17 protein-coding genes and 1 pseudogene are annotated in these 12,603 nt (G+C 71.6%); 13 read left to right on the top strand and 5 right to left on the bottom strand.

Annotation, left to right across the window (positions count from 1 at the left end; translation table 11 throughout):
• The 3 genes and pseudogenes from HW445_RS06775 to HW445_RS06785 all read right to left on the bottom strand — a co-directional run.
• Nucleotides 1-196 (bottom strand): annotated as a pseudogene (locus tag HW445_RS06775) (hypothetical protein); the annotation flags it as partial.
• 10 nt (nucleotides 197-206) lie between these two features.
• Nucleotides 207-461: a MoaD/ThiS family protein gene (locus HW445_RS06780; RefSeq protein ID WP_180220113.1), complete on the bottom strand. Its 255-nt coding sequence runs from the start codon at nucleotides 459-461 to the stop codon at nucleotides 207-209.
• A gap of 43 nt (nucleotides 462-504) precedes the next feature.
• Nucleotides 505-1,353, bottom strand: coding sequence for an alpha/beta hydrolase (locus tag HW445_RS06785; protein ID WP_180220114.1), 849 nt, complete (start codon nucleotides 1,351-1,353; stop codon nucleotides 505-507).
• A gap of 273 nt (nucleotides 1,354-1,626) precedes the next feature.
• Between HW445_RS06785 and HW445_RS06790 the strand changes: the two genes are divergently transcribed.
• The 7 genes from HW445_RS06790 (at nucleotide 1,627) to HW445_RS06815 (ending at nucleotide 6,413) form a co-directional block, all read left to right on the top strand.
• Nucleotides 1,627-2,418 carry a response regulator transcription factor gene (locus HW445_RS06790; RefSeq protein ID WP_180220115.1) on the top strand — a complete coding sequence of 264 codons (792 nt, stop codon included), beginning with the start codon at nucleotides 1,627-1,629 and terminating at the stop codon, nucleotides 2,416-2,418.
• A gap of 120 nt (nucleotides 2,419-2,538) precedes the next feature.
• On the top strand, nucleotides 2,539-3,564 hold the full coding sequence (locus HW445_RS06795; RefSeq protein WP_180220116.1) for a LacI family DNA-binding transcriptional regulator: 1,026 nt from the start codon (nucleotides 2,539-2,541) through the stop codon (nucleotides 3,562-3,564).
• A gap of 110 nt (nucleotides 3,565-3,674) precedes the next feature.
• On the top strand, nucleotides 3,675-4,406 hold the full coding sequence (locus tag HW445_RS06800) for a DUF2993 domain-containing protein (RefSeq protein ID WP_180220117.1): 732 nt from the start codon (nucleotides 3,675-3,677) through the stop codon (nucleotides 4,404-4,406).
• 251 nt (nucleotides 4,407-4,657) lie between these two features.
• Nucleotides 4,658-4,738 carry a putative leader peptide gene (locus HW445_RS34370; RefSeq protein WP_359277812.1) on the top strand — a complete coding sequence of 27 codons (81 nt, stop codon included), beginning with the start codon at nucleotides 4,658-4,660 and terminating at the stop codon, nucleotides 4,736-4,738.
• A 168-nt stretch (nucleotides 4,739-4,906) separates the two neighbouring features.
• On the top strand, nucleotides 4,907-5,746 hold the full coding sequence (locus HW445_RS06805; RefSeq protein ID WP_180220118.1) for a sulfurtransferase: 840 nt from the start codon (nucleotides 4,907-4,909) through the stop codon (nucleotides 5,744-5,746).
• A 12-nt stretch (nucleotides 5,747-5,758) separates the two neighbouring features.
• A complete protein-coding gene (locus HW445_RS06810) occupies nucleotides 5,759-6,046 on the top strand; it encodes a DUF1416 domain-containing protein (protein WP_108951870.1) in 288 nt (95 codons plus the stop codon).
• A gap of 100 nt (nucleotides 6,047-6,146) precedes the next feature.
• Nucleotides 6,147-6,413, top strand: a complete 267-nt coding sequence (locus HW445_RS06815; protein WP_151774266.1) for a DUF3099 domain-containing protein — start codon at nucleotides 6,147-6,149, stop codon at nucleotides 6,411-6,413.
• A gap of 30 nt (nucleotides 6,414-6,443) precedes the next feature.
• Here HW445_RS06815 and HW445_RS06820 read toward each other — a convergent pair whose 3' ends face one another.
• The gene (locus HW445_RS06820; RefSeq protein ID WP_180220119.1) at nucleotides 6,444-6,806 is read right to left on the bottom strand and encodes a DsrE family protein; all 363 of its coding nucleotides are present in this window, start codon (nucleotides 6,804-6,806) and stop codon (nucleotides 6,444-6,446) included.
• A gap of 113 nt (nucleotides 6,807-6,919) precedes the next feature.
• Here HW445_RS06820 and HW445_RS06825 point away from each other — a divergent pair, with 113 nt between their 5' ends.
• The 6 genes from HW445_RS06825 (at nucleotide 6,920) to HW445_RS06850 (ending at nucleotide 11,836) form a co-directional block, all read left to right on the top strand.
• Complete coding sequence (locus HW445_RS06825) at nucleotides 6,920-7,741, top strand: hypothetical protein (protein WP_257230899.1); 822 nt, start codon at nucleotides 6,920-6,922, stop codon at nucleotides 7,739-7,741.
• On the top strand, nucleotides 7,738-8,625 hold the full coding sequence (locus tag HW445_RS06830; protein ID WP_180220120.1) for a hypothetical protein: 888 nt from the start codon (nucleotides 7,738-7,740) through the stop codon (nucleotides 8,623-8,625). The genes HW445_RS06825 and HW445_RS06830 overlap by 4 nt, the downstream gene beginning before the upstream one ends.
• Nucleotides 8,622-9,536 carry a hypothetical protein gene (locus HW445_RS06835; RefSeq protein WP_180220121.1) on the top strand — a complete coding sequence of 305 codons (915 nt, stop codon included), beginning with the start codon at nucleotides 8,622-8,624 and terminating at the stop codon, nucleotides 9,534-9,536. The genes HW445_RS06830 and HW445_RS06835 overlap by 4 nt, the downstream gene beginning before the upstream one ends.
• A 244-nt stretch (nucleotides 9,537-9,780) precedes the next feature.
• On the top strand, nucleotides 9,781-10,356 hold the full coding sequence (locus HW445_RS06840; protein ID WP_166021762.1) for an FABP family protein: 576 nt from the start codon (nucleotides 9,781-9,783) through the stop codon (nucleotides 10,354-10,356).
• A 24-nt stretch (nucleotides 10,357-10,380) separates the two neighbouring features.
• Nucleotides 10,381-10,860 carry a Fur family transcriptional regulator gene (locus tag HW445_RS06845; protein ID WP_180220122.1) on the top strand — a complete coding sequence of 160 codons (480 nt, stop codon included), beginning with the start codon at nucleotides 10,381-10,383 and terminating at the stop codon, nucleotides 10,858-10,860.
• A 10-nt stretch (nucleotides 10,861-10,870) separates the two neighbouring features.
• Nucleotides 10,871-11,836: a folate-binding protein YgfZ gene (locus HW445_RS06850; RefSeq protein ID WP_180220123.1), complete on the top strand. Its 966-nt coding sequence runs from the start codon at nucleotides 10,871-10,873 to the stop codon at nucleotides 11,834-11,836.
• 97 nt (nucleotides 11,837-11,933) lie between these two features.
• Here HW445_RS06850 and dtd read toward each other — a convergent pair whose 3' ends face one another.
• Nucleotides 11,934-12,359 carry a D-aminoacyl-tRNA deacylase gene (gene dtd / locus HW445_RS06855; RefSeq protein WP_180220124.1) on the bottom strand — a complete coding sequence of 142 codons (426 nt, stop codon included), beginning with the start codon at nucleotides 12,357-12,359 and terminating at the stop codon, nucleotides 11,934-11,936.
• Nucleotides 12,360-12,603 lie beyond the last annotated feature (244 nt).

The raw sequence follows: 12,603 nt of genomic DNA on the forward strand, positions 1-12,603 counted from the left end.
CGGCCTCCGGCTCGGGGGCCGGGGCCGGGGCCGCTGCCGGGGCGGCGCCGAGATGCGGCTGCATCTGGGAGTCCCAGGTGTTGCCCTGCCACTGCTGCGTGGTTTCGGAGGGCGACGGAGCGTCGGGGTACCCGGCCCCCCGGCCCTGACGGGGGTCCTGGTGCGGGCCCGGATACGGCTCGTACTGGTTGCTCATGCTGTGGGTGTCACCCTCCTGCGAACGGCGGGAGCACCTCGACCGTGCCGCCCGGGGCCAGCCGTACGGTGTCGTGCCCGCGGGTGCCCACGGGATCGCCGTCGATCAGGAACGAACAGCGCCGCAGTACCTGGGTGAGTTCCCCGGGGTGCCGCCTGCGCACCGCGTCCAGCGCCTCGGCGAGGGTGTCCGCGTCAAAGGACTCCTCGGCGACGCCGGCCGCGGCCTTGGCGGCGGCCCAGTAGCGCACCATGACCTGTGTCATACCGTTCCTCGGCTGAGTGAACTGATGTGTGAACACGGTCAGGCTAGCGGCCCCCACGGGCGGAGTCGGCCAGCCAGGCGCCGAGCCGCCGGGCCAGCTCCTCGTCCGTCGCGTTCTCCGCGTGACCCATGCCCTCCTCCTGCCAGAACTCGGCGTGGCCCCCGGACGCCTCGACCAGCGATTGGGGGTGGTCGAGCGGGAAGTACGGGTCGCTGTCGCCGTGCACGACCAGCAGCGGGGTGGGCGCGATCAGCGGGACCGACTCCACCGGCGAGGGCGGCACCGGGTCCCAGTCCCGGTGGTGGATCCGGGTGCGCAGGGCGAGCCGCCCCACCAGCCGCCCGGCCGGACGCAGCACCAGCCAGTGCAGCCGCCGCATCGCCGCGGTGCCCCGGTAGTACCAACGGGCCGGGCCGCTGACGGTGGCCACCGCGGCCACCGCGGCGTCCGGCAGGGCCGCGTGCCGCACCACCACCGAGCCGCCCATCGAGAACCCGACCGTGGCGATCCTCCGGTGGCCGAGCTCACGCGCCCAGGCGACCGCGGCGGCCAGGTCCAGGACCTCCTTGTCGCCCACCGTCGAGTGACCGCCCGACGCGCCGTGCCCGCGGAAGGAGAAAGTGATCACAGCTGCGAAATGTGAAAAGGAACGCGCTATTCGCCGGACATGGGGGCGCTCGAGATCTCCGGTGAATCCGTGCGCGACCACAATCGCCGGGTGATCGGTTTCGGCATCGGCCGGATCGTATACGGCCGTTCCCGGGTCGTACGCGGCGTCGATCGTCACTCCGTCGGCCGTACGCAGAAAGGTTCTGCGGGGCCGCCGGCGCCTTGTCCCATCATTCGGGACGTCTACCCATTCAGCTGTTTGACCTGCCCTGCCGGTGCTCATGTGGGTTATTCTGCTGGGCAGAGGACTCGGGCGACGCAGCCCCCGGGTCCTTTCGTGCATTAGAGCGAGTTGTATACGAGCCTGAAAGCGCAGGTGCACGGGACTTCTCCCCGCACGGAGCGGTGCGGCGGGGGCGGCCCCGGGCAACGGAGCCACGCCACACGCGCCGAGAGCAGTGCCGCAAACGTCCTCGCGGGGACCGAGGAGGAACCAAGACGTTATGGGCAAGCGAACCGTGCACCACCGGACCGTCCACCGTGCGGGGGAGACCGTATGAGCTCTCTGCTGCTTCTCACCAACGCCCTCCAGCCGTCGACCGAGGTGCTGCCGGCCCTCGGCCTGCTGCTCCACAACGTGCGCGTCGCCCCCGCCGAGGGCCCCGCCCTGGTCAACGTGCCCAGCGCCGACATCATCCTGGTCGACGGCCGCCGCGACCTCCCGCAGGTCCGCAGCCTGTGCCAGCTGCTGCGCTCCACCGGGCCCGGCTGTCCGCTGATCCTGATCGTCACCGAGGGCGGCCTGGCCGCCGTCACCGCTGACTGGGGCGTCGACGACGTCCTGCTCGACACGGCCGGCCCCGCCGAGGTGGAGGCCCGCCTGCGGCTGGCCGTCGGCCGCCAGCAGCTCACCGGCGACGACTCCCCGATGGAGATCCGCAACGGCGACCTCTCCGTCGACGAGGCCACCTACTCGGCCAAGCTCAAGGGGCGGGTCCTCGACCTCACCTTCAAGGAGTTCGAGCTCCTGAAGTACCTCGCCCAGCACCCCGGCCGGGTCTTCACCCGCGCCCAGCTGCTCCAGGAGGTCTGGGGCTACGACTACTTCGGCGGCACCCGGACGGTGGACGTCCACGTCCGGCGGCTGCGCGCCAAGCTCGGCCCGGAGCACGAGTCGCTGATCGGTACCGTCCGCAATGTGGGATACCGGTTCGTCACTCCTGAGAAGGGCGAACGTCCGGCCGAGGACGCCAAGCGGGCCGCCGCCCCCGGTTCCCGCGCCGGGGCGACCGGGGCGAAGCGGGTCGAAACGGAAGAGATCGCTCCGAAAATGGCCGCCGAGGCCTGATCGCACGGGTGGCGGGCCGTTCGCGGCCCGCTCCCGGACCGCCCGTCGGGCCGGGACCGCGGTGACAGCAAAGCGTAGATGTCCTGCCCAGAGGTGTTTCCATACGCGTAGACTCCGCGCGTGGCCAAGGTGACTCGGGATGATGTGGCACGGCTGGCGGGTACCTCGACCGCCGTCGTCAGCTACGTCATCAACAACGGACCGCGGCCGGTCGCCCCGGCCACCCGCGAACGTGTGCTGGCCGCCATCCAGCAGCTCGGCTACCGGCCCGACCGGGTCGCGCAGGCGATGGCCTCGCGGCGGACCGACCTGATAGGCCTGATCGTGCCGGACGCCCGGCAGCCGTTCTTCGGCGAGATGGCGCACGCGGTCGAGCAGGCCGCCTCCGAGCGCGGAAAGATGGTCCTGGTCGGCAACACGGACTACGTGGCCGAGCGGGAGGTGCACTACCTGCGTGCCTTCCTCGGCATGCGGGTCTCCGGACTGATCCTGGTCAGCCACGCCCTCAACGACCAGGCCGCCGCCGAGATCGACGCCTGGGACGCCCGGGTGGTGCTGCTGCACGAGCGGCCCGAGGCCATCGACGACGTCGCCGTGGTCACCGACGACGTGGGCGGGGCCCACGCGGCCGTGCGGCACCTGCTGGAGCACGGCGCCCCGTACGTGGCCTGCATCGGCGGCACCGCCGAGACCCCGGCCGTCGGCGACCCGGTCTCCGACCACGTCGAGGGCTGGCGCCGGGCCATGGAGGAGGCGGGCCTTTCCCTCGAGGGCCGCTGCTTCGAAGCCCCCTACAACCGCTACGACGCCTACCGGGTGGCGCTCGGGATCCTCGCCGGCCCCGACCGTCCGCCGGCGATCTTCTGCTCCACCGACGACCAGGCCGTGGGCGTGCTGCGCGCCGCCCGGGAACTGCGGATCGACGTGCCGGGGGAGCTGGCGGTGGCCGGCTTCGACGACATCAAGGAGGCGGCGCTCACCGACCCGCCGCTCACCACGGTCGCCTCCGACCGGTCGGCCATGGCCCGTGCCGCGGTGGACCTGGTGCTCGACGACACCGTGCGGCTGCCGGGCAACGGCCAGGACCGGCTGCGGGTCGTCCCCTCCCACCTGGTCGTCCGGCGCTCCTGCGGCTGCGAGGGCTGAGGGCGCACGCTTGTCACAGCTGATCCACAACCTTGCCGGTACGGCCGCCGTCGGCGTTACCGTCGACTGACGAGCGCTCCGCCGACCCGCCCAGGTAGGGAGACCCGCAGTTGCGTGCCGTTCGAATACTTCTTGTCGTGGTGCTGGTCGTCGGCGGCCTGCTGGTGGCCGTCGACCGGTTGGCCGTCACCCTCGCCGAGGGCCGGACGGAGGACGGGCTGAAGTCCTCCCAGGGCCTGGAGGCCACGCCGGAGGTCACGATCCACGGCTTCCCGTTCCTCACCCAGGTCGCCGGAGGTGACCTGGACGACGTCGAGCTGGACATCCCGGAGTTCCCGGTGAGCGGGGCCGACGGCCGCGACATGGTGGTCGAGGACCTCGACGTCCGGCTCGGCGGCGTGCGTCTGGACGACGGCCTGTCCCCGGCCCGTGCGGCGACGGTCGACGGCACCGGCCTGGTCCCCTACGACGAGCTGCTGAAGGCCGCGCGCGCCGAGCCGCAGGACGTCGCACCCGGGATCTCCGCCGCCGTGGTGGGGCTGTCGCACGGGGGCGACGGGCGGATCAAGCTGAAGGTGCGGCCGTCCCTGCTGGGGCAGGAGCTGCCGACGGTGGACGTGCTCAGCCGGGTCGACGTCCAGGACGGCAGGCTGCGGGTCCGGGCGGACGCGCTGCCCGACCTCGGTGCCGACATCGCCGACCGGGCGGTGCGGTCGGTGACCGACTTCGACCAGGCCCTCGCGGAGCTGCCGGACGGGCTGGAGCTGTCCCGGGTCAGCCCGACGGGTGACGGTGTCCGCATCACGGTGACCGGCGAGGACGTGGACCTGTCCGGCTGGTAGCCGACGGCGGGGCCGGCGCCCGCCCGCGGGCGGGCGCCGCCCGGTGGTCCGCAGCGCGAGACGGGATGTCCGCGATGGCGGACGAATGACGGACGAACGGCGGCCGGAGCGGTGGCCGGAGGGCCGAGGGCGGGCCGACGGGGTGCCGGGAGCGGTCCGCGGCGACCCGGCTGTCCACATCACGGACTCATGCGTCTCATCATGCGACACGCCGGTGACACGCCCCGTGCCTCGTCCTTAGGATCTGAGGCATGAAGCGACAGGCGGATCTCACCAAACGGCGGGCAGTGGACCTGTGCCGTGTGGCCGCCATGCTCTGTCGCGCTTCCTGACGGGACCAGATCTCCCGTTCCCGGCCCGCTCGGCGGGCCCGCCCCGCGTGCATCCCGTCGCAGACCGACGCGCTCACCGCTCACCGCGACGCATGTGCGCATATCCGGATTCACCAGCTTTTCAGCCTGACGGCCGAACCCCCGCAACTGCCCCGGAGGAGATGAAGCATGAGCCGCAGCGACGTCCTGGTCGACGCCGACTGGGTCCAGGAGCACCTGGACGACACGAACGTGGTGATCGTCGAGGTCGACGAGGACACCAGCGCGTACGACAAGAACCACATCCGCAACGCCATCAAGCTCGACTGGACCAAGGACCTCCAGGACCCGGTCCGCCGCGACTTCGTGGACCAGGAGGGCTTCGAGAAGCTGCTCTCCGCCAAGGGCATCGCCAACGACTCGCTCGTGGTCCTGTACGGCGGCAACAACAACTGGTTCGCCTCCTACGCGTACTGGTACTTCAAGCTCTACGGCCACGAGAGCGTGAAGCTGCTCGACGGCGGCCGCAAGAAGTGGGAGCTGGACGCCCGCGAGCTGGTCGAGGCGGTCCCGGACCGCGTCGAGACCCAGTACAAGGCCAAGCCGCAGAACACCGCGATCCGCGCCTTCCGCGACGACGTCCTGGCCGCCATCGGCAAGCAGAACCTGGTCGACGTGCGCTCGCCCGACGAGTTCTCCGGCAAGCTGCTCGCCCCGGCCCACCTCCCGCAGGAGCAGTCCCAGCGCGCCGGCCACGTGCCGACCGCCGCGAACATCCCGTGGTCGAAGAACGCCAACGACGACGGCACCTTCAAGTCCGACGACGAGCTGAAGGAGCTGTACACCGAGGCCGACGTCGACCTGGCCAAGGACACCATCGCCTACTGCCGCATCGGCGAGCGCTCCGCGCTGACCTGGTTCGTGCTGCACGAGCTGCTGGGCGTGGAGAACGTGAAGAACTACGACGGTTCGTGGACCGAGTACGGCTCGCTGGTCGGCGTGCCGATCGAGCTCGGCCCCGGTAAGTGAGGACGGACGACCATGTGTGGAGCTAAGGCAGGCGGCCCCGACGCCGCCGTCCGCCCGGGTGAGACCACCATCCAGGGCCAGGTGCTGCACGAGGGCGAGCCGGTGACCGGCTACGTCCGGCTGCTGGACTCGACCGGTGAGTTCACCGCCGAGGTGCCCACCTCGGCCACCGGGCAGTTCCGCTTCTACGCCGCCGAGGGAACCTGGACCCTGCGGGCCCTGGTTCCCGGCGGACTCACCGCGGACCGTACCGTCGTCGCCCAGCAGGGCGGTCTGGCGGAGGTCGCCATCGCCGTCTGACGGTGAGGTCCGGGAGCGGCCGACCTGCTCGAGCGGGCCGGACGGTCCGGCCCGGACCGACGACTGTGGCGCCGTCGCGCGGCGTGCCTACGCTGGAGGCATGTACGCGCGGCGGCGCCACGTCTATTTCGTCCTGATGGGCATCTGCCTGGGCCTGTTCGTCCTGGCCTGGAGCGTGGTGCGCCTGTGGTCGGTCCCGGCGGCGGTGGCCATGTGCGTGGTGGCCATGGTGATCCCGCCGGTCGCGGCGGTGGTCGCCAACCGGCGGGGTCCGGACGACCGCTGGTGGGACGACCCCAGCGGAGACGAGGAGTCCGACGCCTGGTGGGACGAACTCGACGGCCGCCGCAAACCCCCGCCGCGCTAGGGGATGCCCGGCACCCCCGCGACCACGCGATCAGTAGACGAGGGCCTGGGTGTTCTCGCCCAGCGCCTCCTGCACGAACACCTGGGCGCCGGCGATGCGCACGCCCTCGAGCACGTCCGCCTCGGTGATCTCGCGCCGCGCCGCGCACTGCGTGCACAGGGTGACGCTGCCCCCGGCCAGCAGCGAGTCCAGCAGGTCCGGCAGCGGCGCGGCGTGCGGCAGCTCGAACTCCGCCGCCCTGCCCGGCAGCGCGAACCACGCCGACTCGCCGGTCAGCCAGAGCGAGACCTCCACGCCGCTGGCCACCGCCACCGCCGCCACCGTGAACGCCTGCGAGCAGCGCTCCGGGGCGTCCGAGCCCGCGGTCACCTTGATCACCAGTTTTTTGGCCATGGCTGGATCGTAACCAAACTCGGTTGCAACCCCGGGGCGGGTCGAAGAGTCTTCCCATTGGCATGGACGCGAAAACCTCCGTCGGTGCCCTGAGATCCTGCCAGGGAGATGTCTTGTCAGACGACCTGCCGAAGGCACCCGAGGAGGCCCTCCCCGTCGCGGGGACGGCGCCCGGGGAACCGGAGGCCACACACACCGGCGGCGCCGCGACCGCCCCGGTGCCCACCGAGGAGCCCGCGCCCGCCCCGCGCCGCAAGGGCCGCACCACCGCCCTCATCGCGGCGGCGGTCGCCCTGGGCCTGATCGGCGGCGCCTGTACCGGCTACCTGATCCAGGCCGACCGCGAGCCCACGGCGCTGCCGTCGCTGTCCCAGCCCGAGCTGAAGCAGGCCGGGGGAGAGGGCCCCGACCCGCTCCCGGCCGCCCAGGACCGCAAGGTGAAGACCGACGGCGACCTGCGCGACCTGCTGCTGAAGACGCCCAAGGGCAAGAAGGAGGTCGAGCGCGGATGGATGTCGCTCGCCGAGTTCTCGTCGCTCCACGAGGACGGGAAGTCCTACATGGGGCACGACCTGGTCGACGAGTTCCGCCGGGCCGCCACCGTCTCCTGGATGGAGAGCGACACCCGCTACGTGGAGATCGTGCTGATCCAGTACCGGCACGAGGACCGGCTGGGCGCGGTGCAGAACCACACCGTCCAGGCCGAGGGGTGGTCCGCGAAGAGCAGCGACGAGTACGACATCCCGGGCACCGGTGACGGTGTCGTCCTGCTGATCGACCGGCCCGACACCGAGCCGGGCTACATGCCGGTCTACAAGACGCACGCGACCGCCGTGCGCGGCGACATCGCCCTCCAGCTGTGGGTCACCGACGTCAGGCCGCCGGGCAAGGACAAGATCATGGACCTGGCCACCCGGCAGATGGAGCGGCTGTGACCGAGAACGACCCGAGCCCGGACACCGAGGCTCAGAACGCTGCCGCCCGCGACGCCGGGACGCACGACGCCGGGACGCAGGGTGCCGGGGCGGTGGAGAACGCCGTCGCGGTCCCGCCGGCGGAGAGGAAGTCCGGCCGCCGCGGCCGGCGCGTCGCGGCCGTCACCGGGGCGGCCCTGCTCGCCCTCGCCGTGGTCGGCGTGTCGGGCTTCACCGTGGTGACCGTGCGCGGTGCCGACCGCGATCCGGGCAAGCCGGTCTGGGAGCACCAGGAGCCGGCCGCCGGGAAGAAGGAGCGGGCCGCCGAGGCCGAGGGCCTCCGGGGGATGCTGCTGACCTACGAGGAGAGCACGCTCGCCGCCGGTCCCGACATGAACGAGTTCGGCTCCGACACCGAACTGACCGGCAAGGAGGCCGCCGAACTCGTCAAGGAGAGCTTCGCGGACCTCCCCCGCACCCAGCGCAAGCAGCTCGAGCGCGAGGTCGACAAGCGGCACATCAAGGGCATCGCGATGCGCAGCTACGCCTACGCGCAGGAGGTCGACGAGAGCGCCTACGCGCTCGAGATCGTGCTCACGCAGGTCGAGGGCGACCGGAGCGCGCAGGAGGACGCCAAGGCCGAGCGCAAGGTCTTCCAGGCGCTGAAGGAGCTGGGCGTCTTCACGGCCGGTCCGAAGGTGCCGGGGCACGGGAAGAACGCCTGGTGCTACGTGCTGAAGGCGGACAAGGAGGGCCAGAACGAGTCGGTGTTCTGCGTCGGCCACCAGGGCGAGGTGCAGGCCAGTCTCTCCGCGGACGGGCCCAGGCCGATCGACAAGAAGGACATCGCCGGACTCTTCGGCAAGCAGCTGGACCGCATCGAGACCCCGGGGGAGGCGGTATGACCGAGCAGACCGTCGATCAGTCCGCACAGCCCGAGCCGACACCGGCCGCACAGCCCGTCCCGGAGGTGCCTCGGCAGGCAGGCGCCCCCGCGGCCGAGGCGGCGGTGTGGACCACGCCGGCGGCCGTCGAGCCCCCGGCGAAGCCCAAGGACCGCCGGGCACTGCGGGCCGCGCTGCGGTGGACCGCCGCCGTGGTCGTGTTCGCCGCGGTCGGCGCCGGCACCGCGTTCGGCATCGCCTCCGTGGAGCGGACCGAGCTGCCGGGCCTGGCCACCGTGACGGACGGCCGCTGGGACTACCCGGAGCTGGTGAGGCCGCCGCTGCCCGAGGGCAGCCCCGCCCCGTTCGACGACGACAACCCGGCCCACGCGCACCACGCCGACCTCCGCGAACTCCTGCTGCCCGCGCCCAAGGGCGCCCAGGCCGACAAGGAGCTCGCCGGGGACGAGAACGGCTGGCTGAAGAGGAAGACGTTCCTCGCCGAGTTCGGCAAGGACGACCGGGAGGAGATCGGGCAGCTCCTCACCGACAACGGGCTGCGGCACATCGCCGCCCGGGGCTGGACCATGCCGGACGGCACCCGGACGAAGATCTTCCTGCTCCACTTCAACACCGCCGAGCAGGTGGACACCGGCCTGCGGCCCTCGATGGCCCCCTACGGGGCGCCGGGCTACTACCTGGACGGCACCGAGAAGTGGGTGGCCGACAAGGAGTTCCCGTCCAAGGCCCACACGAAGGGCATCACGTCCCTCGAGTACCTGGAGGAGAAGCCCTACGGCGACGAGCAGAGCCGCCAGGCGTACCTGATGGCCGGCGACACCCTCGCCGTGATCACCCAGACGCGGAAGGGAACGGCCCCGGCCGTCCCCTTCCAGCAGACGGTCGCGCTGCAGAGCCAGCTGCTGGGCTGAGGCCGACCTCGCAGGAAGAGCCGGACCCCGGCGGCGTAAGCTGGGGTCCGGCTCTTGTGTACACCGCTATACCGCGCTCATCTGAGGAGCACCCGTGGAGATCTTCTTTTCGGCCCTGCTGGTCCTTGTCTGCCTCGGCGTTCTCGCCTTCGCCGGCCTCACCGTGAAGAAGCTGTACCAGGGCCAGCGCTGACGTCCGCGCCCTGACCAGTCCGATTACGCCCCTCGCGACGAAGAGCAACTCATGATCGAGATCCCGTCCGACCTCCATCCGGACCTCGTCCCGCTCGCCTTCCTGCTCGGCAACTGGGCCGGCGCCGGCGTGCACGACTTCCCCGGCTCCGAGAAGTGCAACTTCGGCCAGGAGGTCAGCTTCAGCCACGACGGCCGGGACTTCCTGGAGTACCACTCCCACACCTGGGTGCTGGACAACGACGGGAACAAGGTCCGGCCCCTGGAGACCGAGTCCGGTTTCTGGCGGATCGACAAGGACCGCAACGTCGAGATCGTGATGACCCGCGACGACGGCGTGGTCGAGGTCTGGTACGGGCGGATGGCCGACAAGAAGCCGCAGATCGACGTCGTGACCGACGCGGTGGCGCGGACCGGGGCCTCCGGGCCCTACAGCGGCGGCAAGCGGCTGTACGGCTACGTGAAGAGCGACCTGATGTGGGTCGGCGAGAAGCAGACCCCCGAGGTGGAGCTTCGCCCCTACATGTCCGCCCACCTGAAGAAGGTCGTCACGCCGGAGGAGGTCGAGCGCTGGGCCAAGGCCCTGCCCGACGATATGCCGGACGACGGAATCGCCTTCTTCAAGTAGGCCCGGCCGACCTAGACTTTCGGTGTGGTGAGCACCGACTGGAAGACTGACCTGCGGCAGCGCGGTTACCGCCTGACACCGCAGCGGCAACTCGTGCTCGAAGCGGTCGAGACACTGGAGCACGCGACCCCCGACGACATCCTCGGCGAAGTGCGGAGGACCGCGTCGGGGGTCAACATTTCCACCGTCTACCGGACCCTGGAGCTCCTGGAGGAGCTGGGCCTGGTCAGCCACGCCCATCTGGGGCACGGCGCGCCGACCTATCACCTGGCCGACCGGCACCATCATCTGCACCTGGTCTGCCGGGACTGCGGCGAGGTCATCGAGGCGGACGTGGCGGTGGCGGCCGAGTTCACCGCCAAGCTCCGGGCGGACTTCGGCTTCGAGACCGACATGAAGCACTTCGCGATCTTCGGGCGGTGCGAGCGGTGCGGGAAGGAAGCGCCCTCCTCGGCGGGCCCCGCCGCCTCCGCCCCCGGCGATCCCGGTGCCCGAGACACGTAGGGTGATCCGTATGAAGAGTCCCTTGCTGTTGCTGCCCGGCGCGGTCCCCGCCGAGGGCGTGGACGAAGGCGTGGCCGCGCACTACGGCGACCTGTTCCGCGAACAGCGGGCCCTGGCCGACGGCAGCGGTTTCGTGGACCTCTCGCACCGCGGCGTGGTCACCGTCACCGGCGACGACCGCCTGGCCTGGCTGCACCTGCTGCTCACCCAGCACGTGGAGAAGCTGCCCCCGCACCGGGCGACGGAGGCGCTGATCCTCTCCCCGCACGGGCACATCGAGCACGCGCTGTACCTGGTCGACGACGGCGCCACCACCTGGGCGCACGTGGAGCCGGGCACCCAGGAGGCGCTGATCGCCTACCTGGAGTCGATGAAGTTCTTCTACCGGGTCGAGGTCGCCGACCGCACCGGGGACGTCGCGGTGGTGCACCTGCCCGCCGGGTCGATCGCGGCCACCCCCGAGGACGCCGTCGTCCGGGAGACCCCGCACGGACGGGACCTGTTCCTGCCCCGCGAGCGGCTGGAGGAGTTCGCCGAGGGCCACGGTCCGGCGGTGGGCATCCTGGCGCTGGAGGCGCTGCGGGTGGAGCAGCACCGGCCCCGCCTCGGCTTCGAGACCGACCACCGGACCATCCCGCACGAGCTGGGCTGGCTGGAGACCGCGGTGCACCTGCAGAAGGGGTGCTACCGGGGCCAGGAGACGGTGGCCCGCGTCCACAACCTGGGGAAGCCGCCGCGGCGGCTGGTCTTCCTGCACCTCGACGGCAGCGAGGTGCACCTGCCGCCGCCGGGGACGGAGATCCGCGACGCGGACGACGGGCCGGAGGGGCGCAAGCTGGGGTTCGTCACGACCTCGGTGCGCCACCACGAGCTGGGGCCGGTGGCGCTGGCCCTGGTGAAGCGCAACGTTCCCGTGGACGCCAGGCTGATGGCGGGAGGGACGGCGGCCGCGCAGGAGGTCGTGGTCCAGCCGTAACGGCACCCCCGCGGTCTCCGGGCGCCCCGCGCCCGGAGGCTTCGCACCCGGAGGTGGTCCCGAGGCGCACGGGGCCGGCCGCCCCGCGCCCGGGGCCTCACATCTCCAGCAGCACCGTGAAGGGGCCGTCGTTGGTGAGGGAGACCCTCATCTCCGCGCCGAAGCGGCCGGTGGCCACCGTCGCGCCGAGGGCGCGCAGCTGGGCGACGACCTCGTCGACCAGCGGCTCGGCCACCGGGCCGGGCGCCGCCGCGTTCCAGGTGGGCCGGCGACCCTTGCGGGCGTCCCCGTAAAGGGTGAACTGGCTGATCACCAGAAGCGGCGCGTCCACGTCGCTGCAGGACTTCTCCTCGTGCAGGATCCGCAGCGACCAGAGCTTGCGGGCCAGCTGGGCCGCCTTCTCCACGGTGTCGTCGTGGGTCACCCCGACGAGGACGCACAGCCCCTCACCAGTGATCTTCCCGACCGTCTCGCCCTCGACGACGACGCTCGCGCCGTCCACCCGCTGTACCACCGCTCGCATGCGCCCCATCATGCCGTGCCGCCGAACGGTGGTCGCGCCCGCCCCCGCGGGGTTCACGCACCCCTCATCAGGGGACGATCATGGACACTCGCGCACATTGCGGCCACTTGGGGTGGCACGATGCAAGTCCACACGCCGGTCGAGGGCGACCAAGGAGATGCTGGAGCAGATGAGGACACCGGGAACGCACATCGGCGGGCGGGCGACCGAGCGGGACGGGCGGGCGGTGGCAGGCCGCGCCTTC

It is taken from the genome of Streptomyces sp. UH6, assembly GCF_013421635.1.
GTDB classification, from domain to species: domain Bacteria; phylum Actinomycetota; class Actinomycetes; order Streptomycetales; family Streptomycetaceae; genus Streptomyces; species Streptomyces abyssomicinicus.